Genomic DNA, 26,562 nt, shown 5'->3' with positions numbered 1-26,562 from the left:
ACTTAACTTATTGCTGTTTCTTTACATAATTCACATTATACGCATCATAGGAGGACGAATTGATGAAAGCTGAAATCATTGCAGTAGGAACAGAGTTATTACTTGGACAAATAGTAAATACAAATGCCCAATATTTGTCACAAGAGCTAGCTACTATCGGAATTGATGTATATTTTCAGACTGTAGTTGGCGATAACATGGATCGACTTCAGGAAGCGGTACGTCTTGCTCAGAAGCGTGCGGATATTATTTTGTTTTCTGGTGGGCTGGGGCCAACTCAGGACGATTTGACAAAAGATGCAATAGCGGCTGTACTGGGGCGAAAATTGCAGATAGATCGTCTTGCCATGGACAAGCTGGATCAGTTTTTCCGTAACCGCGGGGTAGAAATGACCGAGAATAACCGCCGCCAGGCGCTTTCTATTGAAGGAGCTACTCCGCTTGAAAATGAGACGGGTTTAGCTATAGGGGATGCCATTGCACAGGACGGTAAATTTTATGTGGTTTTGCCCGGACCACCTAAGGAACTTAAACCTATGTTTGCAAATCATGCTAAACCATGGTTGCTTCAGCAGGCATTAAGCGGTGAGGAGATGCCGATTTATTCGAAAATGCTAAAATTCGCAGGGATCGGTGAGTCAGCTCTTGAAACGCGCTTGTTAGATCTGATCGAATCCCAGACGGACCCCACGATTGCTCCTTATGCCAAGGAAGGGGAAGTCACGATCCGTATATCCACCAAGGCGGCCAGTGAGAGTGAAGCTTTAATTAAGCTGACGGCTACGGAAGTACAAATTCAGCAGCGTCTTTCCGAATATATGTATGCAAGTGAGGATGTTACGCTGGAGAAGGTGATTGTAGATTTAATGGCCAAGCGCGGACTCACTGTGAGCGCAGCGGAAAGCTGTACAGGCGGTATGCTGATGGAACACATCACTTCTATACCTGGCAGTGCTGTTATGTTTCAAGGTGGCATCGTGTGTTATTCCAATGAAATGAAGATGAAATTGCTCAATGTGCCTTATGATTATTTGGAAGGGGATCATGCGCCAGGCGCAGTGAGTAAGGAAGTAGCCCTTGTGCTTGCAGAGCAGGCAAGAATGATTATGGACAGCGATTTCGGACTTTCTGTTACTGGTGTAGCTGGGCCCGGATATTCCGAGCGGAAGCCAGTCGGCCTGGTGTATATTGGTATTGCTGAGCGCGACAAGGAAACAGAAGTATATGAGCTGAATTTAAGCGGTAACCGTGAGACCATCCGTTTGCGATCTGTCAAAGCTATCCTGTACAGATTGTGGCGCCGATTGGTAGAGAACGAGAAACTCTCTTAATTATTGATGAGTTGTTTTAGATAGATATTCATGATATAATCTTTTTATTCGGAAGAACCGTTGCAAAGCTTTTTGCCAGCGGTTCTTTTTTCGTTTTAAGAGAAAGGTATAACTATAGAAGAGAGCTGCGGGAAATAAAAAAACGAATGTATGTTCGAAAAAATGCTTGGCAAGCGTGTCAAAACAAGGTATTATTAAAGTACAAACAATGAAGGATGTGAGTTTATTGTCAGATCGTCGTGCTGCGCTGGATATGGCGCTCCGTCAAATAGAAAAGCAATTTGGTAAAGGTTCCATTATGAAGTTGGGTGAGTCTACTCACATGCAAGTGGAAACAATCCCCAGTGGTTCGATTGCTTTGGATATTGCGTTAGGAACGGGCGGCTTTCCAAGAGGCCGGATTATTGAAGTATATGGACCGGAATCATCCGGTAAAACGACAGTAGCTCTTCATGCTATTGCAGAGGTGCAAAAAACAGGCGGACAAGCCGCCTTTATCGATGCCGAGCATGCGCTTGATCCGTCGTATGCGAGCAAGCTGGGTGTCAATATTGATGAGTTGTTACTATCGCAACCAGATACAGGTGAGCAGGCATTGGAGATTGCCGAAGCTCTTGTGCGTAGTGGGGCAGTGGACATTATCGTCGTTGACTCTGTAGCGGCACTTGTACCGAAGGCAGAGATTGAAGGCGAAATGGGAGATTCCCATGTCGGTCTTCAAGCGCGCTTGATGTCACAGGCATTGCGTAAGCTGTCTGGAGCCATTAATAAATCGAAAACCATTGCTATCTTTATCAACCAGCTCCGTGAAAAAGTAGGTGTTATGTTCGGTAACCCTGAAACTACACCGGGTGGACGTGCCTTGAAGTTTTACTCTACGGTACGTTTGGATGTTCGTCGTATCGAAAGCTTGAAAATGGGTAACGACATCGTGGGTAACCGTACACGTATTAAAGTCGTGAAGAATAAAGTCGCACCTCCTTTCCGTCAGGCTGAAGTGGATATTATGTACGGTGAGGGCATTTCCAAAGAAGGAAGCTTGATTGATATCGGTACGGAGCACGACATTGTCGACAAGAGCGGAGCTTGGTATTCCTACGAAGGCGAGCGCCTTGGTCAGGGACGTGAGAATGCAAAGCAATTTTTGAAGGAAAATCCGAACATTGCTAGCACGATCGAGCAAAAAATCCGGGTGGCCAGTAATTTAATTACAACAATTGCTCCACCGACAGAAGAAGAGTTGGCACAGGAGGCCAAGGAAGAACAGGAATTGTTGGAGCTTGAATAAGCTTGCCTGAAACTTCGCCTCTGATCTGTCATGTGAACTGTAGCCTAGGGATTATGGTACAGTCCGTTTAAATAGCATGATTCTGATGCCCTGCACAGTTGTGCAGGGCATTTTTGCATCAAATAAAGTCTGCTTTGTCAGCAGAATCTAACTTTTGCGTAGCAGGTGATCGTATGCTGCTTTCGTGAATTTCAAAGTGAGGGAAACATATTGCAGTTGGACGATAAAGATGAATACACTTCAGAAGAAAATAAACAGCAAGGGATTTCTCTTTTTCCAGATCATGAGGAATTGATGATAACTAGAGTGGAGCAGGGACAGGGACGCAAGCGTGGGAGATACATCATTCATTTTGGTCCATACTCACTGTCTGTCTTGGAAGATGTAATGATCAAGTACAACATGTTCAAAGGAACGTCATTCGTCAAAAAAGAACTAGAAGATATCGTTCTGGCAGATGAAAAACAACAGGCTTATGTACATGCGCTGCGCTATTTGGGGCAAAAGCCTCGTACACGTCAGGAAATCGCCCAGCGTTTAGCACAAAAGGAAGTGGATCAGGCTGTTATTGATGAGATACTTGTACGATTGCAAAGGGAGAAGCTTGTAGATGATGATTTATACGCCCGTCAGTGGGCAAGACAGCGTATAACAAGTCAACGTAAGGGTAAGATGTGGATCAGGCAAGAACTTCGTCAGAAGGGCATCTCTAAAGCCTCTATCGGGGAAGCGTTAGGTGAGATCACCGACAATGAGGAGTGGGAGAGTGCCTTGTCGGTTGGACGTAAGAAATGGAATCAGGTACGTGGTGATATAATGGATAAAAAAAGGAAAACATTCCCGTTTCTTATGAGACGCGGATATTCAGGGGATATGACACGCCGCGTGGTCAATCATCTCAGTGCGGCCGAGCAAGACGGAGCATTCGAAGACGAGGAACTACTGCATTGGGAGGAATAAGTTGCAAAACGGTAGCTGAACCTTTGGCTAGATAAGCCGGTTATTATATGGACAGCTGCATGGTAGTCTACTAATGTTTGCATTCCCTTGACAATGCCATTTGTCAAATAATAAAATATATATGAAACGATATTTGTGGAGTGCCCTTTTTCCTTCCAAAAAAGCGGAATCCACAGTAAAGTTCTCATCGCCAAATAACAAGTGATGCCGCTATGCCAGGCGGAATTGTACGTGTGAAAGCATGTGCATATGAAATGAAGCGACCTTGTGTCGTTATCTTAGTTTGACGATCAAAGTAAATGTGACAATTTCAAAAAGTCCCAAGGAATGCCTTGGAGGAACCAACGGGGAGGTGAACAGTATGATGACTGCGATCTGGTTCGTTCTCGTTGCTGTAGCCGCGTTATTCTTTGGGTTCGGGATTGGTTATTTTATTCGCAAATCTATTGCAGAAGCTAAGATCTCCAGTGCGGAAGAGGCTGCCGCGCAAATCGTGGAGAACGCGAAAAAAGAGGCAGAAGCGCTGAAGAAGGAAACGGTATTGGAAGCGAAAGATGAAATTCATCGCATCCGTGCCGAAGCTGAAAAAGAAACTCGTGAACGTCGTAATGAAATTCAACGACAGGAACGAAGATTGCTGCAAAAAGAAGAATCGCTGGATAAAAAATTGGAATCGCTGGAACGCAAAGAAGAACAAGTGGCCAACAAAGAGAAACGAATCGATGAAACCCAGCAGCAAATTGATTTGATTTACAAGAGCCAGGTAACTGAGTTGGAGCGTATTTCTAATCTTACGATGGAGGATGCAAGAAGTATTATTCTGACCAACGTAGAGCAGGAAGTTCGTCATGAAACAGCTCAGATGATTAAGGAAATTGAACAGCAGGCCAAAGAAGAAGCGGATAAAAAGTCTCGTGAAATCATCACACTGGCCATCCAACGCTGTGCGGCAGATCATGTAGCAGAAACGACGGTTTCTGTTGTGACATTGCCGAATGAAGAAATGAAAGGCCGGATTATCGGACGCGAAGGCCGTAATATCCGTGCACTTGAAACCCTTACAGGAATCGACCTCATTATTGATGATACGCCGGAAGCTGTTATATTGTCCGGATTTGATCCGATTCGTAGAGAGATTGCGCGTACTGCACTCGAGAAGCTCGTAGCGGACGGACGGATACATCCGGCTCGTATTGAAGAGATGGTGGAAAAATCCCGTAAAGAGGTGGACGAACGAATCCGTGAGTATGGTGAACAGGCCACCTTTGAAGTGGGTGTGCATAGCTTGCATCCGGATTTGATCAAGATCTTGGGACGTCTCAAGTTCCGTACGAGTTATGGACAGAACGTATTGAAGCACTCGATGGAAGTTGCATACTTGACAGGTCTGATGGCCGGGGAACTGGGCGAGGACGTTGTACTGGCAAGACGAGCAGGTTTGCTGCATGACATCGGGAAGGCGCTGGATCACGAAGTGGAAGGATCACACGTTGAAATTGGCGTGGAGCTGGCGAAGAAGTACAAGGAACACCCGGTCGTTATCAACAGCATTGCTTCACATCACGGCGACTGCGAAGCGACTTCAGTGATTGCCATGCTGGTTGGAGCGGCAGATGCCCTGTCAGCAGCAAGACCAGGAGCACGGCGTGAAACGCTAGAGACGTACATCCGTCGTCTTGAGAAGCTCGAACGCATCTCCGAATCTTTTGAAGGCGTTGAAAAATCATACGCAATTCAAGCTGGACGCGAGGTTCGTGTCATGGTACAGCCAGAGAAAATTGATGATGCGGAAGCATTCCGACTGGCTCGCGATATTACGAAAACGATTGAGAATGAACTGGATTATCCAGGACATATTAAGGTTACCGTTATTCGCGAGACTCGTGCGGTAGAATACGCAAAATAAAAGCATTTCAATGAAAAGTGGCCGCTGCTTGTAGGGCCACTTTTCATTATGTAAGGCAGACTAGGGAGGGTTTTCTATCAACGTATTATTTATTGGAGACATCGTCGGCAGTGTAGGCAGAAAGGCACTGAGGGAGAATCTCCCTTCGCTAAAATCAAAATACAACCCGCATGTTATTATCGTGAACGGAGAAAATGCAGCTTCGGGGAGAGGGATTACTCAAGCCATCGCCAGAGAGTTCTTTGATTGGGGCGTTCATGGGATTACGATGGGGAATCATACATGGGACAATAAGGAAATATTTGATTTTATAGATGATGAGCCGCGGATCATCCGTCCCGCTAACTTTCCACCAGGGACACCAGGCCGGGGTTATACTGTGGTAAAAGGTGGGGGGAAGGAACTAGCCATTGTTAATCTGCAAGGTAGAACCTTCTTGCCGGCTATTGACTGTCCATTTCGTGCAGCAGATGAAATTGTAGACGAGCTGCGCAAAAAACATAAACATATTCTAGTAGATTTTCACGCTGAAGCCACCTCCGAAAAAATTGCTATGGGCTGGCATCTGGATGGACGTGCATCAATTGTGGTTGGGACACATACACACGTACAAAGTAATGACGATACGATTTTGCCACAAGGAACTGCGTATCAGACAGATGCGGGAATGGTAGGTCCTTATGAGGGCGTGCTTGGTATGCAGAAAGAGGCTGTATTACAGAAATTTCAGACCCAGCTTCCGGTACGCTTTCAAGTGGACATGGGCAAATGGCACTTTCATGCCATCAGTGTAGAGCTCAATGATCACGATGGAAAAGCCCGCAAAATTGAGAAAATCAGACTTAAAGAAGACGAATGGCGGATGGATTAACTTTGTTGTGAGCTACTTAAGGAAAGAATAAGGAAAACTGTCACCAAAAAGCAGGAATTTTTTGCTGACCCTCGAATAACATCTAATAGTGGAATCAAACCATCATCATTCCCAGGGGAGGTACTTACTATGGATGTATTAAAAGTATCAGCAAAATCCAATCCCAATTCAGTTGCAGGCGCACTCGCAGGAGTACTGCGTGAACGCGGAAATGCAGAATTACAGGCGATTGGAGCGGGTGCACTAAACCAAGCCATTAAAGCGGTAGCCATTGCCCGGGGATTTGTCGCACCAAGCGGAGTGGATTTGATTTGTATTCCTGCTTTTACAGACATTGTTATTGACGGAGAAGATCGTACTGCAATCAAATTGATTGTAGAACCAAGATAATAAATGGAAGTTGCCTGAGCCTGTTTACGTTTTGTAAACGGGCTTTTTTGCTTTGTGGTTTAGTTATTATGGTTTTCAAAATAAATTTGTGGGCTTTAATCCAATGGAGGTATGGTGCATGAATGATAAGTTTGAAGCGAATTGGCCAGTTGTTGACCTGCACTGTGATGTGTTATGTAAAATGCAGCTCGATTCGCAGGTGGATTTCAGTCATTCATCACTTGATGTCACAAAAGAGCGTTTGCTAGAAGGCAACGTAAGATTGCAAACGTTCGCTATTTATATATCACAGGTATTGGGCACGCCAAGATTTGAGCATGTGGTTCGTCAAATTGAACTGTTCAGGCAGCATGTTACCTCTAGCTCAGGCGGGTTAAAACCTCTACTGTGGAGAGAGGACTTGGCAGCACTCAAAAATACGTCCGCTATACGTCAAGTGGAGCAAGTACAGCATACAGGCGTAGAGAAGCAAGCAGGGAAGATGACGAATGGGTATGAGAGTGGGACGGATCGTACAGAGCCACCTTGGGCGTTACTCTCACTCGAAGGGGTAGATGCGCTGGAAGGAAATCCGTTTTATGTGGATGTATGCTATGCCATGGGAATACGATTGATCGGTCTGACATGGAATTATGCAAATTGGGCTGCTGACGGTATTATGGAGCTTAGAGAAGGCGGCTTGACCCGCAAGGGACGTGATTTGGTTCATCGCTGTAATAGTATGGGACTGCTGCTAGATGTATCACACTTGTCCGTACAAGGCTTTTGGGAAGTGATGGAGGAGGCGGCCTTACCGCCCATCGCCTCGCATTCGAACGCCTTTGCGAAATGTGCTCATCCCCGCAACTTGCGAGATGAACAGATTCGGGCACTGATCGCCCGTAACGGACGAATTGGATTGACCTTTGTCACGATGTTTCTGAAAGAGCAGGGTACAGTGCACGCTGAGGACCTGCTACCGCACATTGATCACATTTGTTCATTAGGTGGCGAAAGACATTTGATGTTTGGCTCTGATTTTGATGGTATCGAGGCCCATGTGCGAGGACTGGAGCACGCGGGGAAATATCCGGCTTTTGCAGAACTACTGCTGAAGCATTACTCTGAGGAGCTGGTCAAGGGATGGCTGGGAGAACATGCACTGGACTATTTGCGAACGAATCTGCCATCTAAAATGTCTTCTTAAAATAGCTTAATATAGCAGTTGCTTTCGGCTGAGCATTTTCTTGACAAAGCGAGAACGATTACGAAATAATTGGAGCATCCGAGGATTGCATGGGGCTAAAATAACGCTTTCCGAAATTGGACATACGTAGGAGCGAGTCTGACAGCACCATGCTATACCGCCATACTAGAGGGGAGCTCCGTTACATCATGTTGATAAAAAAGGTTACCTGGCTTGAACTCTTTTATGATTTATTGTTTGTAGCAGCTGTGTCCAAGGCGACTCATGTTTTACTACATGTTGAGCATGGCAGTGTTGGTTGGCATAATTTAGAGAAGTTTATTTTGATTTTTATTCCGATCTGGTGGGCATGGGTGGGGCAAACTGTCTATAACAATCGTTTTGGTCAAGACAGTATAACGCATCGAATTTTTATGATTTTGCAATTATTTTTTGTATTAATCATGACTGCCAGCTTGAATGTAGATTTTGATGCGTACTATGCATCTTTTTTTGTTGGCTATATTGGTTTAAGAGGCCTGACTGTCGTTCAATATCTACTTACGGCCCCCAAAGAAACAGCTCATAAACAGGAAACAGCTCGTTTTTTTGGAACCTATCTTTGGGTTGGGATAGTCATCTCTAGCTGCTCCCTTTTCTTCGACTCGTGGGTTCGATATTTGATTTTATATACTGGCATTGCGGTGGATATCCTCGTTCCTTTGATCGGTCGTAAAAAGCTGGTGATCACACCTATCCATACAGAGCATCTTTTGGAGCGATTTGCACAGTTTACTTTAATCCTGCTTGGAGAATCAGTGATAAGTATACTTTCTGTTTTACAATCCGATCATTTCACAGTCTCCTCCATTGTATTTGCTGCTTTGACATTTGTGCTAGTCATTGCAATCTGGTGGCAATATTTTGAGAATATAGAGAAGCGCGTAGACAAATCAAAACAAACAGCAGGACAGACTATTATTTATGGCCATTTGTTTATTTATCTTTCTCTTAGCATGCTTGCGGCTTCCATACAGCTCTTATTTTTGGGGCAAGCAGCCTATACTTTTGTACTTTGCTTTACTTTTGCTTCTGTTTTTATTTATTTTTTGTCAGTTTTGCTGGTATTCCATCAGTACAGATTAAGTCACCTTAAACCTCGTCTCAGAGTCATTCTTTTCTTAACTGGAATTCTCTGTGTCCTGTTTATTCTGAATATATTTATTGTAGTTCCTCATCTCATCGTAGCTACGATCATGCTTTTCTTTCTTCTGTTTGCTAAAATGACGGTTTGATCCAAGTTTTATAGGGACGATATATATGGCTGGTTAGGGCGAAAAAGGGAACTTTATGTGCTATCCTTTTCTTTCTTGTCGAAATAGGAGTATAATAGCATAGATGTGTAAAGTATTGTATAGAGAAAAAGGAGTGACCACACGATGACTAAAATCGTACCTGTCGGCGTTTCCGCCCGTCATATTCACCTGACTCAAGAGCATATTGAAATTTTGTTCGGAGCAGGCTATCAATTGACTGAATTTAAACCTTTGTCCCAACCAGGACAATTTGCTGCAAATGAAACGGTAGCTGTAATTGGTCCTAAGGGCCAATTTGATAAGGTTCGCATTTTGGGACCTGCTCGTCCCGCTTCTCAACTGGAAATCTCTCGCACAGATTCCTTTGCTATTGGTGTAAAGGCACCTGTACGCGAATCCGGTAGCATTGATGGTACACCAGGAATTACAGTAAAAGGACCAGCTGGTGAAGTGGAACTGCAAGAGGGCGTTATTGTAGCAGCCCGTCATATTCATTTCCATACATCTGATGCAGCTAAGTGGGACATTAAAGACAAGCAGTTGCTGAAAGTACGTGTAGGCGGCGAACGTGGCCTTGTATTTGAAAATGTTCTTGCACGTGTGTCCGATTCTTTTGCTTTGGATATGCATATTGACACGGATGAAGCGAACGGAGCCGGTGTGAAAAACGGTGACACTGCTGAAATCGTAGACTAATACACGTATTTGATACACAAGTTGTAAAAGTCCGATTCTTGCAAAAGAGTCGGGCTTTTTTTATATGCTCTACATACACAAATCCTTACCTATAAACATAAAAAACTTTAGCATCACACTGCATCTGAATCGTATCCGGGGATGATCTATGGCTATGGCCTATAAATCATGCTATAATTTAGTGTAATGCCTTTTTCAAAGGTTTTTTTGGAGCTAAAATAAAATAACCAATGCCTAAAGATACAGTAAAATCACAAATGAGCTCGTGAAATAGATGGTGTAAGGAGTGACCAGGGAATGGCTAAGGAAACAAAAGATTACTCCAAATATTTTGATTTCTCGGATGCGAAGATTATTTCTGAAGATGAGCACAGCAAAAAGATTCGTATTCGTGGACGTGAAATCAACATTATGGCGGAGCCAAACCATAGGAAAGAAAAGCAGCGTGGTAAAGAGGACGTACAGGTATTGTATGATAACGCAGTCCCGGACGAGCTAAAGCATATCGGTGAGGGCAAGCATTATATCGTATATACATTCGGTTGCCAGATGAATGAGCATGATTCTGAAACAATCAAAGGCTTGCTGGAGCAAATGGGCTACCAGGCAACCGAGGATCGGAAGGAAGCAGATATCATTTTACTGAACACTTGCGCTATCCGTGAAAATGCAGAAGATAAAGTGTTTGGTGAGCTGGGTCACCTCAAGCATCTCAAAACAGAAAAGCCGGGACTGCTGCTCGGTGTGTGTGGCTGCATGTCGCAGGAAGAGAATGTTGTGAACCGGATTATGCAAAAACACGGTTTTGTTGATATGATCTTTGGTACCCATAATATTCATCGTTTGCCTCAGCTTGTCAAGGAAGCCCTCTTTAGCAAAGAAATGGTGGTTGAAGTGTGGTCCAAGGAGGGCGACATTATCGAAAACCTGCCGAAGAAGCGTGAGGGTATGCGGGCTTGGGTAAACATCATGTATGGCTGTGATAAGTTTTGCACTTATTGCATCGTTCCTTTCACACGTGGTAAGGAAAGAAGTCGTCGGCCAGAGGATGTTATTGCTGAGGTACGGGATTTGGCCCGTCAAGGATTTAAAGAGATTACCCTGCTGGGTCAGAATGTCAATGCCTATGGCAAGGATTTGAAAGATATGAATTACAGATTTGGGGATCTGATGGATGATATGCGCAAAATCAATATTCCGCGTGTACGTTTTACGACCTCACATCCGCGTGATTTTGACGACCATTTGGTTGAAGTGCTTGGTAAGGGTGGCAATCTGGTGGAGCATATTCATCTGCCTGTACAATCCGGTAATACGGATATATTGAAGAAAATGAACCGAAAATATACTCGTGAGCGTGTTTTGGAGCTGGCAGCGAAGATAAAAGCGGCTGTTCCGCATGTTTCTCTGACAACAGATATTATCGTAGGTTTCCCGGGTGAAACAGACGAACAGTTCGAAGATACACTATCTCTGGTGCGTGAAGTGGGCTATGACTTTGCCTACACATTTATTTATTCACCACGTGAAGGTACGCCAGCGGCTTCGATGGAAGATAATGTGCCTATGTCGGTCAAAAAAGAGCGTCTCCGGCGTCTGAACATTGCTGTGAATCAAAACAGCCTTCGCTTTAATAGTCGATTGCGTGGCGAGGTGGTTGAAGTGCTGGTGGAAGGCGAGAGTAAAAATGACAGCAAAGTGCTTGCTGGTCGGACTCGTTCCAATAAGCTGGTTCATTTTGAAGGTTCTAAGGACCTGATTGGTTCCTTTGTCCAAGTAAAAATTACAGAGCCTATGACCTTCTACATTAAAGGTGACTTGGTTCAAACGCCAGTAGCGGTTAACGGATAAAAAGAATAGTCTAGCGGCCTGCATGCGGTCTGATTAAAGGGCTGCATGCAAGACCATCTAAGTGAGAAAAGGAGCGATGGACAATGACAGAGGAGCGGTTGCAACAAACAGAACTTCAATCGGCGGCGCGCCAGCATGATCATTTGGTCAATCGCGATATGATATTGGCAAAGGCCAAAGAGTTGGCGGGTATTCTGGGCAGCAGTGAGGAAGTACAGGTGTTTCGGAAAGCAGAAGAAAAGATTCAGGATCATGAGCGCATCCAGCAACTGATTGCAACGATGAAGAAGAAGCAAAAGGAAATCGTAGCATTTGAATCTTTAAAGAATCAAAAAATGATTGCCAAAATAGAAGCTGAACTTCAGGAGCTACAGGAAGAGCTTGACGGTATTCCAATTGTAACGGAGTTTCAGCAGAGCCAGGTGGAAATTAATGAGCTGCTGCAGATGGTGATCACGGCCATCCGTGATACCGTTGCTGAAAAGGTGAACGTAGAAGAGGGAAAGACTACTTCCTCCTCGAATTGCAGTGACTAGAATAAGATTTATGGTGTGGAGGCTTAGCTTCCACGCCTTTTTTTCGAAAGCAATTACTCATTGTAAATGTTCATGAGATACCAAAAGAATTGCGACATCATAGATGGGATGAAAGCGAGGGAATGGTAAGTTGCGTAAGATGCTAGAGGGTGAAGAAAATACTTTTTGGGAGTACTTAGGATGTGAGCTGATTACAGCTGATGCTAACGAGGCACATATCGCTTTGGAGGCCAAACAACACCATACCAATGTGATGGGGATTGTACATGGGGGGGTGCTCACAACATTGATGGATCAGGCGATGGGGATGGTCAGTATGGCTTCACGAAATATGGATTCATGTGTAACAACGAATCTTAACGTTCATTTCTTGTCAGCCATGAGACAAGGACGGCTGGAGGTTAAGGCACGGATTGTTCATCAGGCAGGCCGCACCATAACCACTCAGGCAGAAGTGAGGGATAGTGAAGGTACGCTCGGTTGTACAGCTACAGCAACCTTCCGAGTATTGCGTCAACAAGCAAGTGATTCAGGCAAGGGCTGACGCTTGACAAAAATTTTTATTATGTCATAATGAATTTATCAAAACGATATAATATGGTGATGCCAATGGATAGCAATCGTATAAACGAAGAGGCGCAGAAGGCGTCTTATAACATTAAGAAATACCGTACCCCGGATGGTGCTCCGGCGGATATCGTAATGTTTACTTTAACGAAGCGTGAGCGCAAGACGGTAACAAAAACATTGCCGATTCGTGAGCTGAAAGTAATGCTCATCAAGCGCCGTAGTTGGCCGTTTGCGGGACGCTGGGCGTTGCCTGGAGGGTTTTGTCAAGAAGATGAATCCATATATGGAGCGGCCAAGCGGGAACTGTTAGAGGAAACGGGTGTAGATGGCGGGCATCTGGAGTATTTGGGCGTATATAGTGGACCAGGTCGTGATCCGCGTGGGTGGATTATATCGCATGCGTTTTTTGCACTGGTAGAGGAATGGATGCTAGAGCAGCGTCAGGCGGCTGATGATGCTTCTGAGGTTGGGTTATTTACGATCAGAGAAGCGTTGGAGGAATTGGAGCTGGCGTTCGATCACCGGGATATCATAGTTGATGCTTATCGCAAAATTCAGTTGCAGATGCTTCAGACAACGATAGCCAAGCAGTTTTTACCGCCACATTTTACACTGGGTGAATTGTATCAGGTGATTCAGAGCGTCGTACCGGATTTCGAAGAGCCGAATTTTATTCGCAAAATAACATCGACTCGTAGCAGACAGGGAATACTGGAAGAGGTGCGGGATGAGAATGGCAAACCGCTCAGTTCCAATCAGTATTCACAAAGACCGGCCCAGTTGTATCGCTTTAGTGATAGAGTACCGCGTTTATCTATCTATACGTAACTTTTATTGGAATAGGTCACGCATAGAGCGTACAACCTCACTTTGATGATAAGGAGCTGACTGTACGATGAAGGCACTGATTGTTATTGATTACACGAAAGATTTTGTGGACGGTAGTCTGCCTGTGGGGCAACCTGCAATTGAGCTAGATGAACGGATCACAGCTATTACGCAGGCCTACGTGGATCAAGGGGACTTTGTTGTCATGGCTGTGGATTTACATGAGGAGAACGACCTCTATCACCCGGAGAGTAAGCTGTTTCCTCCACATAATATACGTGGAACCAACGGACGACAATTGTATGGTAAACTCCATAGCCTTTATAAGCAACAAAGTGATCGTATCTATTGGTTGGATAAAACACGGTACAGTGCTTTTGCTGGTACGGATCTGGAACTCAGGTTGCGCGAACGCGGGATTCTGGAAGTTCATTTGATTGGTGTGTGTACAGATATATGTGTGCTGCATACAGCTGTAGATGCTTACAACAAAGGTTTTGCTATTACCGTATACAAGGACGCTGTGGCGAGCTTTAATCAGGCGGGACATGATTGGGCTTTGGGCCATTTTGAGGGAAGTCTTGGAGCCACGGTGCGGTCGGCTGAAGATACGCTTTTGCTCCAGAAGAAGTAAAATAACTGAACGATTGTGCACCAATGTCCGATAACAAATTAGAGCCGGATATTGCTGAATCTGGGCAGATAAGACGGTATGCCGTCACCAATCCAGGGACAGTCAGAGAGGATGATACGATGAAGTCAACGAGCCTCGCATTACATACAGATAAATATCAGATTAATATGATGTACGCCCATTGGGTGAACGGAAGTCACCAACGTAAAGCTGTGTTCGAGGCGTATTTTCGTAAGCTTCCTTTTGGCAATGGATATGCCGTGTTTGCTGGTCTGGAACGCATTGTGAATTACATTTCAAACTTGCGGTTTACAGAAGAGGACATTCGCTATCTGTCAGAGCAGGAGGAAAAGTACGATCCCATGTTCATGGAGGCATTGCGCCAGTTTAAGTTTGGCGGAACGGTCCACTCGATGAAGGAAGGAGCGCTTGTTTTTCCGAATGAGCCTCTGGTACGTGTGGAAGGAACCATTATGGAAACGCAGCTTGTCGAGACGGCATTGTTGAATTTTATGAATTACCAGACACTCATTGCGACAAAAGCATCACGTATCAAACAGGTGGCAAGTGACGATACACTGCTCGAATTTGGCACACGACGTGCGCAGGAGGCAGATGCAGCTATTTGGGGAGCACGTGCTGCTTATGTTGCAGGTTTCGATGCGACTTCTAATATGCTGGCAGGCGAACACTTTGGGATTCCGACAAAAGGGACACATGCCCATTCATGGGTACAAACCTTTATGACGGAGCAAGAGGCGTTCGACGTGTATGCGAAGGTTTTACCAGATCAGGTTACGCTACTGGTAGATACCTTTGACACGCTGGAGAGCGGTGTTCCCCATGCGATTCGGACAGCAAAGATGCTGGAGAGTCAAGGAAAGCGTATGAATGCCATCCGTTTGGATAGCGGTGATTTGGCTTATCTATCTATTCAGGCACGGGAAATGCTGGATGCTGAAGGTTTGGATTACGTACAAATTGTAGCTTCCAACGATTTGGATGAAAATACGATTTTCAATCTAAAAGCCCAAGGTGCACGTATTGATGTGTGGGGTGTAGGAACACAGCTGATTACAGCTTCAGATCAACCTTCACTGGGCGGAGTGTACAAGCTGGTTGAGCGGGAAGTGGACGGTGAAATGCTGCCGACGATTAAAATCTCGGGTAACCCGGAAAAAGTATCTACACCAGGCAAAAAGGATGTATACCGTATTGTGGATAAGAAGAAAGGGAGAGCTGTAGCTGATTACATTTCTTTCCCGGATGAAGAACGTCCGCGTAATGGTAAGCGCCTGAAGCTGTTTAACCCTTTGCATCCATATATGAAGAAGTATGTAGAAAATTACGAAGCTGTACCGATGCTTGAACCTATTTTTGTAAATGGGCAGAAGGTATACGAGCTTCCTGAACTGGATGAAATTCGTGCCTATCATGCATCACAGTTGAAACTGTTTTGGCCAGAATATTTGCGGAAGCTGAACCCTGAAATTTATCGCGTAAATCTTAGTGAGAAGGTATGGGAGCTGAAGCAAAAGCTGATTGACAGCTACATGCAGCCCGAAGTTGAAGAAAAGGAATAATGTGAAGAGGCACCTCATCTATGTATGGGGTGCCTTTTTTGTATCTACAATGTGTAAATAGGAGCTTATTTATAAATTTCTCTCATTACATGACGCAGCTCAGGGACAATAATGCGTTCCATTGCCAAACGAACGGCTCCGCGGGAGCCAGGCATAGAAAACACAGCTGTCTGGCCCACAGTGCCCGCTACAGCCCGGCTTAATATAGCTGCTGATCCAATGTCCTCAGCAAAGCTTAAGTAACGGAAGATTTCTCCAAACCCAGGTAATTCCTTATCCAGTAGAGAGGAGACGGCTTCATATGTAGTATCACGCGGAGAGATGCCAGTACCACCTGTTAAAAGTATAGCCTCGATGTCCTCATGTGCCGCAGCTTCGGCTACCAACTGCCGGATTCCTTCATAGTCGTCCTTGACGATAACATATCGAACAACCTTGTACCCATTCGTTTCTAGTAGTTCCTTGAGCAGTCGTCCCCCAGTATCGGTTTCCATGGTACGTGTATCCGAGACGGTCACGACCATGCAGTTAACCTGCTGCGGAGATTCCTGTCGGTGCTCCTCTACAGATGTTATATTCATTACAATGTTCACTCCTTGATCAGTGGTTAAGCATACTCTTTTTTTACAATAGAGGAATGACAGACTAGATGCAAGTCAGAAACGAAGGCTAAAAAGTTATGTGATTAATATCCTTGCGCTTACACCTTGGAATATAGTACACTTCCTTACATAAGTCGGGATTTTCTGGGTTTATTTTGTTGCAAGCGCGAACATCAAATGATTAATTTCAAGGTTCAGCGGGTAATAGTACAGCAGGATCAACAACTGGGAGGTAATGTATTATGAATCATTCATACCAAAAATGCGTGGATGCTTGCCTGGAATGTATGAACGCTTGCAATGTATGCTATGTAGCAAGTTTGAAGGAATATGATCTAGCTATGCTGCGTGAATGTATTCGAGTGAGTAGGGAATGCGCAGAGATATGTGGGTTTGCTGCTCAAATGTTGCAGCGCGGAACGGATTTTGCCGAGGAAATCTGTGAGCTATGTGCCAAAGCCTGTGAGGTATGTGCTGCTGAATGCAGCAAGCATTCCCATAATCATTGCAAACATTGTGCAGAAGCCTGCCGTCATTGTGTTGAGGTCTGTCGTCAATTGGTGGCAGTGTAATTACATATACAGAACTAGTCCCTGAAGAGGGAATAAAAGGTTGCTTTCTACTAAATAGGTTTGTATAATGGTGGGAATTAACGTCAAGGAACGGGAGAGTAGCAACGGAACCGTATCATTACAGCGAGCCGGAAAAGGTGGAAGCCGGTATGAAATCCGATGTGAAGCGCACCCGGGAGACGGTTGATCCAACGATAAGAGCTTCTAGTAGATCAGCCCGGCAGACACCGTTATTTGTCAATGGAGTGAAATCGCGATTTTGTGTAAGCTAGCTTTAGCTATACAACCGATTTACGAAGAGTGGTACCGCGGGATATCGAAGTTCTCGTCTCTTGATTATATCAAGAGGCGAGGGCTTTTTTTGTTAGATCTTATAAAAAGAAGGAGAGAGGAACATGGTGTTGATGATTGCTACCCAAGCTATTGTAGCTCATACGGGCTTGGAGGAGAAAGAAGTTTTATCTTTATTCGAGGTGCCTCCGCAGCCTGAATGGGGAGATGTGGCGTTTCCCTGTTTTGTGCTGGCTAAAAAATTTCGAAAGTCTCCACAGCATATTGCAATGGAATTGGCAGAGCTAGTAAGCCGTGAAGCGGGTCTAACTGCTTCAGCATCGGGTGCCTATGTAAATATTACATTGGATCGATCTGTTCATATTCCATCGATGCTTGCTGAATTGAGCAAGGCTGAGTTTCTCAAGCCCAATATCGGATATGGACAGCGAGTAGTGATTGATATGTCCTCGCCTAATATTGCCAAACCATTTGGTATCGGTCATCTTCGCTCTACTGTTATTGGTGCCGCCTTGTATCGCATACTTGGTGAAACCGGATATGTGCCGATTAGTGTGAATCATCTAGGGGATTGGGGAACACAATTTGGCAAGCAAATTGCGGCCTATAAAAGATGGGGCAATGAGGAGCAGCTACAACATGATCCGATCGGGGAATCGTTGAAGCTATATGTCCGTTTTCATCAGGAGGCCGAGCATGATCTGTCTTTGGAGGATGAAGGCCGCGAGTGGTTCCGACGTTTGGAGCAAGGGGATACTGAAGCTCAACAACTGTGGGAGTTTTTTGTTGAAGTCAGTCTGGGAGAATTTGACCGTATGTACCAACGTCTTAACATTTCGTTTGACCATGTGTTGGGGGAAAGTTTTTACAATGATAAGATGCAGGCAGTTGTTGCCCAATTAAGAGCAAAAGGACTGCTGGAAGAAAGTGATGGAGCACTTGTGGTTCGTCTGGAAGACGAGCAACTGCCGCCGTGCCTTATTTTGAAAAAAGATGGTACTACCATTTATTCCACCCGTGATCTGGCAACAGCGATTTATCGTCATGAAGTGATGAAGGCTGATCGCCTGCTGTACGTCGTTGGCGGGGAACAGAAGTTACATTTCCAACAGGTATTTGCGGTGCTAAAGCATGCAGGGGAGACATGGGCAGAGCAATGTGAGCATGTACCGTTTGGTTTAATGCGGTTTGCGGGCAAAAAAATGTCCACAAGACGCGGCAAGGTTGTGAAACTGGAGGAAGTGCTGGATGAAGCTGTAGCGCGTGCTCAAGCCATCATTACGGAGAAAAATCCCAATTTGCTGGAGCAACAGGCAATAGCTGAAGACGTTGGCATCGGAGCGATTATTTTTGGCGATTTAAAAAATAACCGTCTGAATGAAGTGGATTTTTCGTTAGAGGAGGCACTGACCTTTGAAGGTGAGACTGGCCCTTATGTGCAGTATACTCATGCGCGCATACGCAGTCTTTTGGAGAAAGCTCGCGCCCGCTCTGATGTTGATTCTAATTCCAGTGACAACGTCCTTGCCCAAGACGGGCATTCTCCTGATTTGAATATCGTTTCGGATGAAATGCTGGGTGACGCAGGCTGGGCGCTGCTTAAGCAGTTGGATCGCTATCACGGACAGCTAATACGTGCTGCTAGGCAACTGGAACCTTCCGTTATTGCGAGATTTGCGTTAGATACGGCACAGGCGTTTAACCGTTTTTACGCTAAGGAAAGAATTGTCGATGGCGGACAATGGCGCCTTCAGTTGGCGGAACAGACTGCGGATATGCTGGCAAGTACACTGCGACTTCTTGGATTGAAAGCTCCTAATCGGATGTAAGCTACCACAAGTGGGTATTTTTGTTAGGTACACTGCTGCTTTTGCTAGCTAAATTACTGCGAGTCAGCTCTTTTTCTCTAAAAGGTGCTGCAAAAGGAAAACTGTCATAGACACTTTTGGGTTTGCATGGATATGGTGAGCAGAAAAGAGCAAGACGGGTTACACTAATAGCTAAGGTATTCCATTGTTTTGCAACCAATTTGGCATATTTGAAACATTTGATGGTTTTATTGCGTCCGTAAGTATAGAAGCAAAGTAAACATGGAGGTGTATCTCATGATTAAAAATAAAAGCGTGGCAGCTGCGCTGCTTGTCGTCTGTTCATTGGCTGTGGCTACGTCGGCTTCTGCTTTTAGAGATATAAAGGGAGCTGAGCAGGAGAAGATCGTAAGTTCACTTCAGAACAAAGGAATTATTCAAGGGATAACCAAGGATAAGTTTGCACCAGATCAAACACTCACGTATGCACAAGGAGTACACTTGGTTGTTCGTGGAATGGATCTTCAGGTTATGCCTGATTTCACAACGGGCTCCTTTGCAAACATTCCGGCTTCCGCATGGTATGCCGATTCCTACCGGATTGCAGTCCAGCACCAAATCCCTCTGTCACCGGATATTGATCCGAGCACCCGTATGACAAGGGAACAATTCGCGAATATTCTGTATAAAGCCGTGAGTGCAACGGGTGAATATCCTACTGTTCGTATGTTGATTAATGTAGCAGATGGCAAAAAATTAGACCAAGAGTCGAACGAAGCAGTGCAATTTCTCCTGTTGACCAAAATTGCAAAATTGGACGAGGGGAGCAACTTTAACCCGGATCGTAAAGTAACACGGATGGAGGCAGCAGAAATGGTCTACCATGCATCCGAGTTTGTACAAAGTCATAAACCGGTGCAAGTCACTCCGGAAAATCCAGCTGAGCCTGTAGATCCGGTCCAACAAACCAATATTAGTATGAACATAGAGAAGGCGAATGATCAGCAGAACAAAGTGACCATCACCCGTCTGCAGGCACCTAACCCAGGATACGGTATTGAAGTGGATCACATCGACTACGTAGATGATACGAATGCTGTCATTTACTACAAGCTGACTAGTCCAAAACCAGGGGAAATGAATATTCAAGTCATTACGGATACCCACACCAGTACATTGGTAGACAGTAAGTATAAGGTTACGCTCAAAGCAGTCGATGGAACCGTGCTTCCGCCCACTGGAACAGGCACGTCTGTAGCAAAATAAAACGATATGCCATATGTCATATATAAAATAAAGCCAGCGAGTTCCCCATATGAATGGAGACCGCTGGCTTTTTAATGCTAAATGTTAATTGTAAGCCCAAGCTCTAGTATCATTTAAGCTTTAAATGCGATTTTGCCTGTAAGTAAGTCATTTTGCGCTGAAGATGTAGCTGAGGAAGACACAGATTCAGCTGCAACCGTTCCTGACTGGAGTTGATACATTTGGAAGTAACGTCCGCCTTGGGCCATAAGCTCGTCATGGCTACCCCGTTCAACAATTTCACCCCGATGCAGCACCAAAATTTGGTCTGCACTACGAATGGTGGACAAACGGTGGGCAATGATAAAGGTCGTACGTCCCTTTTTGAGCACCTCAAGAGCAGATTGGATGAGTGCTTCCGTTTCGGTATCAATGTTGGCAGTAGCTTCATCCAGAATTAAAATGGCAGGGTCAAAGGCTAACGCGCGAGCAAACGAAATAAGCTGGCGTTGCCCGGCGGATAAGGTACTGCCTTTTTCAATAACAGGCTCATCAAATCCTTGGGGCAAATGGGCTAACAGTTTGTCGGCTCCAACGTCATGCAGCGCTTTGTTTACCTGCTCTCTTGTAATTCTGCTGTCTCCGAGACTGACATTAGAGGCTACCGTGCCTGTGAACAAATATGGATCTTGAAGAACAATACCCATATGATGGCGAAGCCATTGCTTAGGAATATTTTTGACAGGCGTTCCGTCAATGGTGATCGTCCCTTTTTGCGGATCATAGAACCGGAATAGCAGGTTGATAATCGAACTCTTACCTGATCCGGTATGCCCGACAAGGGCAACCGTTTGGCCAGGCTGTGCTGTAAAGGAAATATGCTTAAGCACATCATCCTTTTTGTAGGCAAAGGAAACGTCGTTAAATTCTACCTGGCCTTTGTAACGCGGCATAGTACCGTCTGTCACTGGCTCTCCAGTTTCGTCCATCAATTCAAATACACGTCCTGAGGATACGATGGAAGTATCCAGTACGGCGAGCTGGTTGACCATACCCGTAATAGGTTGGAACAATCGACCCAACACATCGACGAAGGCATACAATACCCCTAATGATATCGCACTACCTGTAGTGCCAAGCGCTGCAGATCCAAAATACCACAACACGACAGCGAAGGCGAGGTTTCTCAATACATTGACCAAATTATGCGAAGTAAAAGCGTTCAAATTCAGCATTTTATTCTGATGCTTCATATAGTCATCATTCAACTCTTCAAACTCTTGCTGTGTTTGTTTCTGATGCCGGAATACGCGAATAATGGACATTCCCTGAATGGATTCATTGATAATCGCATTAATCTCACTGAGTCTGGACCGAATGATCGTGTTATAGCGGGTTGCAACCTTGCGGTACAATATGATCCATAAGATCAGTAACGGTACAATAAATAGAGAGATCAGACCCAGTCTGAAGTCCAGTAAAAAGAGTGCAACATATACCCCTGTCATCGTTACAATCCCTGAAGTGAAGTTGGAGAGTACAGCCACAAACAAATCTTTGACTGCCTCCGTGTCATTCGTAACACGGGATACGACCTTACCTGCGGGTAAGTTATCAAAAAAGTAAACTGGCAAGCGCTGAATGTGTGCGTAGAGATCAAGTCGAAGCTTCTGAATGACCTTGTTCGCCGAGGATTGCAGCCAGTATGTTTTGCCGAATTCGGCAAAAATCGAAACGACCAAAAAGAAGCAATACCACCCAATCAGCTGAAAGATGCCGGGCATTTCTGGTTTATAAAAGCTATACAGCTCATCAGCGGTTAAAGCCTTGGCTTTGTAATGAAAGGTGTCGGAGCTGCGTGTCACGATCAACGTACCGTTCGTAAAGGATCGGCTACCATCCGCTACTTGGACAGAGCCATCGACAAATACAAAAGATTTGCCAACTTGTAAAATCCTCGCTTCGCGCCCTTTGGCCTCCCCGGCTTCAAAGCGATCTTCACGTTTAAAATGGGTTCCAGCATAACTTACAGCGCCGTCCACACTAGTCGTCTCATAAAATGGTTTTTCAATAGCGAGCATATGGTCGTCAATCATCGTTTTGGCGATGAAGGGACCGGCGAGCTCGGCGGCTACTCCAATAGCCAAGGCGATGAGAGCGGCAATAAAACCCGCTTTGCTCGTCAGTGCATACTGGAACAGTCTTTTGCCGATATTGGGTTTCATTAGGATACCTCCCCTGAGGTCAGATCAGATTCCACTTGTTGCCGTTCATATTGTTGTCGGTACCATCCGTCAGCCTGAAGCAGCTCGTTGTGGGTTCCTTCCTCAATAATGCGTCCTTGCTCCAGCACGACGATCCGGTCTGCATGCTCTACAGCCGATAGACGGTGAGTGGAGATCAAGGTTGTTTTACCCGAGCGTTTATGCCGGATATTGTCAATAATACGTGCTTCCGTGCGCGCATCTACTGCTGACAGTGCATCGTCGAGCACTAGAATATCTGGATCACCGATAAAGGCGCGCGCAAGCGAAACACGCTGCTTCTGACCACCGGACAGGGCGATGCCTTTTTCTCCGACCAGTGTATCCAGCCCATCGGACAGGGTACCCAAATCTTGGTCAAAGGCAGCCGTACGGATCGCTTCCATGATGTCGTCATCATCTGCCCCGGGCTTCCCGAACTGAATGTTCTCGCGCACCGATTTGGAGAACAAGATTTGTTCTTGCGGCACGTAGCCAATCCAGCTGTGTAATTGTTCTACTGCAATGTCCTCCAGCCGGGTACCGGAAATTAAAATATCACCACTGCCAGTCGGATATTCATGCAATAGCTGTTTGAGCAAAGTGGATTTCCCGCTGCCTGTTCGACCAACGACACCTAGTGTTTCTCCGCGTTTGAGCTCCAGGTTCACATGTGACAGATTGTCAACCGTGGAGGTAGGATAACGGAAAGTCACGTCTTTCATGGTGATGGATTCGGGACGATCCACTGGAACAGGTTGAGCTACATTCTGAACGTCTGGCTGGACATCGAGAGTTTCATTGACCCGGTCCAGAGAAGCGCTACCGCGCTGCATAATGTTAATCAGCTCGCCAATAGCAAACATCGGCCAAATCATCATTCCTAGATACATGTTAAAAGATACTAGTTCGCCTAGCGTGATATCGTTATGAAATACCAGATAAATACCATACCCGAGACCGATAACGTAGCTAAGTCCTACACATAAACGGATCGTCGGTTCAAAGAGAGCATCCATCCGCGCAACTGCCAAGTTTTTACGAAACACATCCTCAGTAATATCGGCAAAACGTTTTTCGTCCATTCGTTCTTGCACATAAGCTCGAATGACACGGATACCTGCCACCGACTCCAGCACTTGGTCGTTCATATCGCCAAATGCATCCTGTGCCAGTGTGTAACGCTCATGTACGGCTTTACCGTAAATACTCATGGCCAGCGCAATAAAAGGAAGGGGCAGAATGGCCGCCAGTGTTAGCTTCCAGCTAATCAGGGTGCCCATGGCAACCAATACAACGGTAAGGTAGACAGTGGAGTCTGTTAATGTCAACATACCGAAGCCTGCTGTACTTGCTACAGAGCGAAGATCGTTCGTGGCACGAGCCATCAGATCACCTGTACGATTGCGTTCAAAAAATGGAGGGGTCATCCGCAGCAAATGATTCATAAAACGTGTACGCAATAGGCGCTCCACCAGATTAGCACCACCAAACAGCTTGTGCATCCATATGTACGTAATGTAGTAGATGACGGCAAGAATCCCTATGATGTACAAAATATAACGCCAAAGCGAGGACCAGGAAATCGAACCACGTACAATCTCATCAATGGCGCTGCCTAGCAGCCGAGGTGGAGCGAGCTCCAAAACGCCAACCGCAATCAGCAAAAACAATCCAATGGAGTATCGGCTTCGTTCTCTTTTAAAAAACCAGCCTAAATTTTTGAGTACTGAAAACAAGAGGAATCCCATCCTTTCATGTCAAGTTCATTCGAGAGTTGTGTACCATTTTGAAGAAACAACAGCGGCTTGCTGCCACAAGTATAATTCGGCAACAGGCGCAAAAAAGGCATACCGTCCGCAGACGATATGCCTTAAATCTCAATATCATATGGCGCGCAGGTATTCTCAGCATACTCGCCACTGAAAAACTGCTTAAACGCAGGCAGCCACTCGTATTAAACCATACAACAGGAATGGCCCAATTCTGAAGGATGCGACAGGGGGGATGCTCCGGTATGAAGTTGTTGTGTTTGTAGATGTGGGTGAAATACAATCATAAATTTTAGCACCGGAAACACTCCTTTCTTCCTCAAAATGGGTTCATTCTTACATGAGTTATCGTTCAAATTGGTAATAAATTTCAAAATGGATCTCGTATGGTTGAATCTTAACACCCTCTTTTGCGAATTGTCAAACCTTTTTCAAAAAAATGTATATGACTTGTCCAGGAAGCCGCATGGGGAGAGACGGTTGGTCGTTATTCCAAAAGATGCTATGATATAGTTGGCAAGACGTCATTTGTACAAGGAGATGAGCATAACGCATGAGCATACAGGTAACTGAACCTGCGGCACAGTGGTACATTAAGGAGCTTGGTTTGAATCGTGGAGATTCCATCCGTTTTTTTGTTCGCTATAGTTCCGGCGGTGGGTTGCATCCAGGCTTTTCTCTGGGAATTGCCGTAGAGCCTCCGCAGCACCCCGCATTACAGCATGAAGCGGCTGGCATTACGTTTTATATGGAGGATCAGGATTACTGGTATCTGAAAGGCCATCATCTGGAAGTGAAGTATTTGGAGGAACATGACGACATTATTTACACCTATGAAAAGGATGAACGAGCTTAATGCCTCCACGTTAAAAATAGCGTGCCAGTAATGGTTTATGGACATGAAAAGCGGCGGAGTATCGTGTGGCAGGAGATGAACCTGCACATGATACTCCGCCGCTTTATTGTGGTTAGGGCAGGATGTCGTATGTTAAGGGTTGTTAAACATCGGACCATCGACTGCAAAATCAAAATCATCAATATCGTACACATGTACAGGTACGGAAGCTTCGATAATGCGGTGGATCCAGTCTAATTGATCAGTCAGGATGGGTAATGCTTCACGCTGAGCTGTCAACACCAGTTCGGTTTCAATCGGATCAAAATATTCTCCGTAATGCGCCGTATCAACTGCATTAATGACAATGAGTGATGTATTGGCATCGAATAGGATAGGCAAGCTTTTCGCCCAAGGCATCTGAAGGGCACGCCGAATTTTTTTCTGATTCAACGGTTCTTCAAAATAACTGATTAGCTCACTTACCTTTCGCTTCACATGTTGATCGTCCATAGGGTTATCCATGAGAGGCTCTGTGCTGTCCTGGAATTCGTACAGCTCTAGCAGTGATGTGTAGGGCACTATATATTCCACAGGGGCGGGAGATGTAAGCAACTGGCCGTATATAGCCACCATTACAGCTTCCGTTACAAATTGTCGAGACATCGGTCAAGCCTCCTGCATTTACCAAATTATGCGATATGAGTATAACACAAAGCGGGACTGAATTCAGCCAGATATGCAGATTGCTATCATTCATTTGTATATTTGTTGAACGGCTCTTTTCAATCCTGTGTCTAGAAATTTAGGAGCGACCGATTAATAAGGAGAGCAGCCCGGCAGCAATCAGAGGTCCAACCGGAACCCCTTTAAAGAAGGCAACGCCAATGACGGTCCCAATCAGTAGACCTGTCACAATAATAGGCTGTCCGGACATCAGAGTTACTCCGCGGCCGCCTAGGTAGGCTACCAGAATTCCGATACCAATCGCGAGCAGGGACTTCCAGTGCAGGAAGGACTCTGTCACCTGATTGATGCTGATTTTACCGCTGGCTAGAGGGGTCATGACCCCTATCGTCAAAATAATTATTCCGATCGTTAGGCCATACTTTTCAAGCCAGGGGAAAGCAGTATGAAAGCTGGTTACCCGCAGCAGTAGTAGTACAACCATAGCAATCGTCACGGTTGAGTTGCCACTGATAATTCCAAGGCCGGCTAGTACCAGTAAGATAAGTGAGCTGTAATCCATTCAGTTGTTCTCCTTCGATC

24 protein-coding genes and 1 other annotated feature are annotated in these 26,562 nt (G+C 45.3%); of the genes, 19 read left to right on the top strand and 5 right to left on the bottom strand.

Going from position 1 to position 26,562, the window contains the following annotated elements; all coding sequences use genetic code 11:
- Positions 1 to 62: 62 nt before the first annotated feature.
- The 15 genes from ACXHJ2_RS12875 to ACXHJ2_RS12805 all read left to right on the top strand — a co-directional run bounded on the left by ACXHJ2_RS12875 (position 63) and on the right by ACXHJ2_RS12805 (position 15,925).
- Complete coding sequence (locus tag ACXHJ2_RS12875; RefSeq protein WP_058710513.1) at positions 63 to 1,331, top strand: competence/damage-inducible protein A; 1,269 nt, start codon at positions 63 to 65, stop codon at positions 1,329 to 1,331.
- A gap of 226 nt (positions 1,332 to 1,557) precedes the next feature.
- On the top strand, positions 1,558 to 2,619 hold the full coding sequence (recA, locus tag ACXHJ2_RS12870) for a recombinase RecA (protein WP_025679773.1): 1,062 nt from the start codon (positions 1,558 to 1,560) through the stop codon (positions 2,617 to 2,619).
- 210 nt (positions 2,620 to 2,829) lie between these two features.
- On the top strand, positions 2,830 to 3,579 hold the full coding sequence (locus ACXHJ2_RS12865; RefSeq protein WP_058829500.1) for a regulatory protein RecX: 750 nt from the start codon (positions 2,830 to 2,832) through the stop codon (positions 3,577 to 3,579).
- Between the two features lie 361 nt (positions 3,580 to 3,940).
- Complete coding sequence (gene rny, locus ACXHJ2_RS12860; RefSeq protein WP_013309958.1) at positions 3,941 to 5,485, top strand: ribonuclease Y; 1,545 nt, start codon at positions 3,941 to 3,943, stop codon at positions 5,483 to 5,485.
- A 76-nt stretch (positions 5,486 to 5,561) separates the two neighbouring features.
- A complete protein-coding gene (locus tag ACXHJ2_RS12855; protein ID WP_165080178.1) occupies positions 5,562 to 6,356 on the top strand; it encodes a TIGR00282 family metallophosphoesterase in 795 nt (264 codons plus the stop codon).
- Between the two features lie 129 nt (positions 6,357 to 6,485).
- A complete protein-coding gene (locus tag ACXHJ2_RS12850) occupies positions 6,486 to 6,746 on the top strand; it encodes a stage V sporulation protein S (RefSeq protein WP_007430104.1) in 261 nt (86 codons plus the stop codon).
- A 118-nt stretch (positions 6,747 to 6,864) separates the two neighbouring features.
- Positions 6,865 to 7,932, top strand: coding sequence for a dipeptidase (locus tag ACXHJ2_RS12845; protein WP_165079992.1), 1,068 nt, complete (start codon positions 6,865 to 6,867; stop codon positions 7,930 to 7,932).
- 188 nt (positions 7,933 to 8,120) lie between these two features.
- A complete protein-coding gene (locus tag ACXHJ2_RS12840; protein ID WP_165079991.1) occupies positions 8,121 to 9,206 on the top strand; it encodes a low temperature requirement protein A in 1,086 nt (361 codons plus the stop codon).
- 144 nt (positions 9,207 to 9,350) lie between these two features.
- Entirely contained in the window at positions 9,351 to 9,923 is a 573-nt protein-coding gene (gene pduL / locus ACXHJ2_RS12835; protein WP_016821010.1) for a phosphate propanoyltransferase, read from the top strand.
- A 297-nt stretch (positions 9,924 to 10,220) separates the two neighbouring features.
- A complete protein-coding gene (miaB, locus tag ACXHJ2_RS12830) occupies positions 10,221 to 11,774 on the top strand; it encodes a tRNA (N6-isopentenyl adenosine(37)-C2)-methylthiotransferase MiaB (RefSeq protein WP_025679783.1) in 1,554 nt (517 codons plus the stop codon).
- A gap of 83 nt (positions 11,775 to 11,857) precedes the next feature.
- Positions 11,858 to 12,310, top strand: a complete 453-nt coding sequence (locus ACXHJ2_RS12825) for a RicAFT regulatory complex protein RicA family protein (RefSeq protein ID WP_025679785.1) — start codon at positions 11,858 to 11,860, stop codon at positions 12,308 to 12,310.
- A 139-nt stretch (positions 12,311 to 12,449) separates the two neighbouring features.
- A complete protein-coding gene (locus ACXHJ2_RS12820; RefSeq protein ID WP_165080176.1) occupies positions 12,450 to 12,854 on the top strand; it encodes a PaaI family thioesterase in 405 nt (134 codons plus the stop codon).
- Between the two features lie 65 nt (positions 12,855 to 12,919).
- Positions 12,920 to 13,708, top strand: a complete 789-nt coding sequence (locus ACXHJ2_RS12815) for an NUDIX domain-containing protein (protein WP_013370763.1) — start codon at positions 12,920 to 12,922, stop codon at positions 13,706 to 13,708.
- 67 nt (positions 13,709 to 13,775) lie between these two features.
- The gene (locus ACXHJ2_RS12810) at positions 13,776 to 14,342 is read left to right on the top strand and encodes a cysteine hydrolase family protein (protein WP_025679786.1); all 567 of its coding nucleotides are present in this window, start codon (positions 13,776 to 13,778) and stop codon (positions 14,340 to 14,342) included.
- A 119-nt stretch (positions 14,343 to 14,461) separates the two neighbouring features.
- Positions 14,462 to 15,925, top strand: a complete 1,464-nt coding sequence (locus tag ACXHJ2_RS12805; protein ID WP_025679787.1) for a nicotinate phosphoribosyltransferase — start codon at positions 14,462 to 14,464, stop codon at positions 15,923 to 15,925.
- A gap of 65 nt (positions 15,926 to 15,990) precedes the next feature.
- On the opposite strand, the gene ACXHJ2_RS12800 is transcribed toward ACXHJ2_RS12805, so the two are convergent.
- Complete coding sequence (locus ACXHJ2_RS12800; RefSeq protein ID WP_025679788.1) at positions 15,991 to 16,506, bottom strand: MogA/MoaB family molybdenum cofactor biosynthesis protein; 516 nt, start codon at positions 16,504 to 16,506, stop codon at positions 15,991 to 15,993.
- Positions 16,507 to 16,769: 263 nt separating this feature from the next.
- Here ACXHJ2_RS12800 and ACXHJ2_RS12795 point away from each other — a divergent pair, with 263 nt between their 5' ends.
- From ACXHJ2_RS12795 to ACXHJ2_RS12785, 3 genes are all read left to right on the top strand, one after another.
- Positions 16,770 to 17,099, top strand: a complete 330-nt coding sequence (locus ACXHJ2_RS12795) for a four-helix bundle copper-binding protein (protein ID WP_040101534.1) — start codon at positions 16,770 to 16,772, stop codon at positions 17,097 to 17,099.
- Between the two features lie 77 nt (positions 17,100 to 17,176).
- Positions 17,177 to 17,435 (top strand) — a binding site (T-box leader).
- Positions 17,436 to 17,494: 59 nt separating this feature from the next.
- Complete coding sequence (gene argS, locus ACXHJ2_RS12790) at positions 17,495 to 19,219, top strand: arginine--tRNA ligase (RefSeq protein WP_165079990.1); 1,725 nt, start codon at positions 17,495 to 17,497, stop codon at positions 19,217 to 19,219.
- A gap of 276 nt (positions 19,220 to 19,495) precedes the next feature.
- A complete protein-coding gene (locus ACXHJ2_RS12785) occupies positions 19,496 to 20,464 on the top strand; it encodes an S-layer homology domain-containing protein (protein WP_090735442.1) in 969 nt (322 codons plus the stop codon).
- 113 nt (positions 20,465 to 20,577) lie between these two features.
- Here ACXHJ2_RS12785 and ACXHJ2_RS12780 read toward each other — a convergent pair whose 3' ends face one another.
- Positions 20,578 to 22,668 (bottom strand): ABC transporter ATP-binding protein, encoded by a 2,091-nt coding sequence (locus ACXHJ2_RS12780; RefSeq protein ID WP_165079989.1) that lies wholly within the window; start codon positions 22,666 to 22,668, stop codon positions 20,578 to 20,580.
- The gene (locus tag ACXHJ2_RS12775) at positions 22,668 to 24,425 is read right to left on the bottom strand and encodes an ABC transporter ATP-binding protein (protein ID WP_165079988.1); all 1,758 of its coding nucleotides are present in this window, start codon (positions 24,423 to 24,425) and stop codon (positions 22,668 to 22,670) included. Before ACXHJ2_RS12775 ends, ACXHJ2_RS12780 begins: the two co-directional genes overlap by 1 nt.
- A gap of 586 nt (positions 24,426 to 25,011) precedes the next feature.
- On the opposite strand from ACXHJ2_RS12775, the gene ACXHJ2_RS12770 reads away from it, so the two are divergent.
- Complete coding sequence (locus ACXHJ2_RS12770) at positions 25,012 to 25,314, top strand: HesB/YadR/YfhF family protein (protein WP_165079987.1); 303 nt, start codon at positions 25,012 to 25,014, stop codon at positions 25,312 to 25,314.
- A gap of 132 nt (positions 25,315 to 25,446) precedes the next feature.
- On the opposite strand, the gene ACXHJ2_RS12765 is transcribed toward ACXHJ2_RS12770, so the two are convergent.
- Together ACXHJ2_RS12765 and ACXHJ2_RS12760 are read right to left on the bottom strand one after the other, a co-directional pair.
- Positions 25,447 to 25,959 (bottom strand): hypothetical protein, encoded by a 513-nt coding sequence (locus tag ACXHJ2_RS12765; protein ID WP_013370774.1) that lies wholly within the window; start codon positions 25,957 to 25,959, stop codon positions 25,447 to 25,449.
- A gap of 139 nt (positions 25,960 to 26,098) precedes the next feature.
- Positions 26,099 to 26,542: a DUF441 domain-containing protein gene (locus ACXHJ2_RS12760; RefSeq protein ID WP_013370775.1), complete on the bottom strand. Its 444-nt coding sequence runs from the start codon at positions 26,540 to 26,542 to the stop codon at positions 26,099 to 26,101.
- Positions 26,543 to 26,562 lie beyond the last annotated feature (20 nt).

Source organism: Paenibacillus sp. ALE3 (assembly GCF_054113405.1).
This window is presented reverse-complemented; position numbering and strand designations above follow the sequence as displayed.

Coding starts and splice junctions, on each gene's coding strand:
- ACXHJ2_RS12875 (WP_058710513.1), top strand. CDS start 63: ATGAAAGCTGAAATCATTGCAGTAGGAACAGAGTTATTACTTGGACAA.
- rny (WP_013309958.1), top strand. CDS start 3,941: ATGATGACTGCGATCTGGTTCGTTCTCGTTGCTGTAGCCGCGTTATTC.
- ACXHJ2_RS12850 (WP_007430104.1), top strand. CDS start 6,486: ATGGATGTATTAAAAGTATCAGCAAAATCCAATCCCAATTCAGTTGCA.
- ACXHJ2_RS12845 (WP_165079992.1), top strand. CDS start 6,865: ATGAATGATAAGTTTGAAGCGAATTGGCCAGTTGTTGACCTGCACTGT.
- ACXHJ2_RS12840 (WP_165079991.1), top strand. CDS start 8,121: ATGTTGATAAAAAAGGTTACCTGGCTTGAACTCTTTTATGATTTATTG.
- pduL (WP_016821010.1), top strand. CDS start 9,351: ATGACTAAAATCGTACCTGTCGGCGTTTCCGCCCGTCATATTCACCTG.
- miaB (WP_025679783.1), top strand. CDS start 10,221: ATGGCTAAGGAAACAAAAGATTACTCCAAATATTTTGATTTCTCGGAT.
- ACXHJ2_RS12825 (WP_025679785.1), top strand. CDS start 11,858: ATGACAGAGGAGCGGTTGCAACAAACAGAACTTCAATCGGCGGCGCGC.
- ACXHJ2_RS12820 (WP_165080176.1), top strand. CDS start 12,450: ATGCTAGAGGGTGAAGAAAATACTTTTTGGGAGTACTTAGGATGTGAG.
- ACXHJ2_RS12815 (WP_013370763.1), top strand. CDS start 12,920: ATGGATAGCAATCGTATAAACGAAGAGGCGCAGAAGGCGTCTTATAAC.
- ACXHJ2_RS12810 (WP_025679786.1), top strand. CDS start 13,776: ATGAAGGCACTGATTGTTATTGATTACACGAAAGATTTTGTGGACGGT.
- ACXHJ2_RS12805 (WP_025679787.1), top strand. CDS start 14,462: ATGAAGTCAACGAGCCTCGCATTACATACAGATAAATATCAGATTAAT.
- ACXHJ2_RS12800 (WP_025679788.1), bottom strand. CDS start 16,506: ATGAATATAACATCTGTAGAGGAGCACCGACAGGAATCTCCGCAGCAG.
- ACXHJ2_RS12795 (WP_040101534.1), top strand. CDS start 16,770: ATGAATCATTCATACCAAAAATGCGTGGATGCTTGCCTGGAATGTATG.
- argS (WP_165079990.1), top strand. CDS start 17,495: ATGGTGTTGATGATTGCTACCCAAGCTATTGTAGCTCATACGGGCTTG.
- ACXHJ2_RS12785 (WP_090735442.1), top strand. CDS start 19,496: ATGATTAAAAATAAAAGCGTGGCAGCTGCGCTGCTTGTCGTCTGTTCA.
- ACXHJ2_RS12780 (WP_165079989.1), bottom strand. CDS start 22,668: ATGAAACCCAATATCGGCAAAAGACTGTTCCAGTATGCACTGACGAGC.
- ACXHJ2_RS12770 (WP_165079987.1), top strand. CDS start 25,012: ATGAGCATACAGGTAACTGAACCTGCGGCACAGTGGTACATTAAGGAG.
- ACXHJ2_RS12765 (WP_013370774.1), bottom strand. CDS start 25,959: ATGTCTCGACAATTTGTAACGGAAGCTGTAATGGTGGCTATATACGGC.
- ACXHJ2_RS12760 (WP_013370775.1), bottom strand. CDS start 26,542: ATGGATTACAGCTCACTTATCTTACTGGTACTAGCCGGCCTTGGAATT.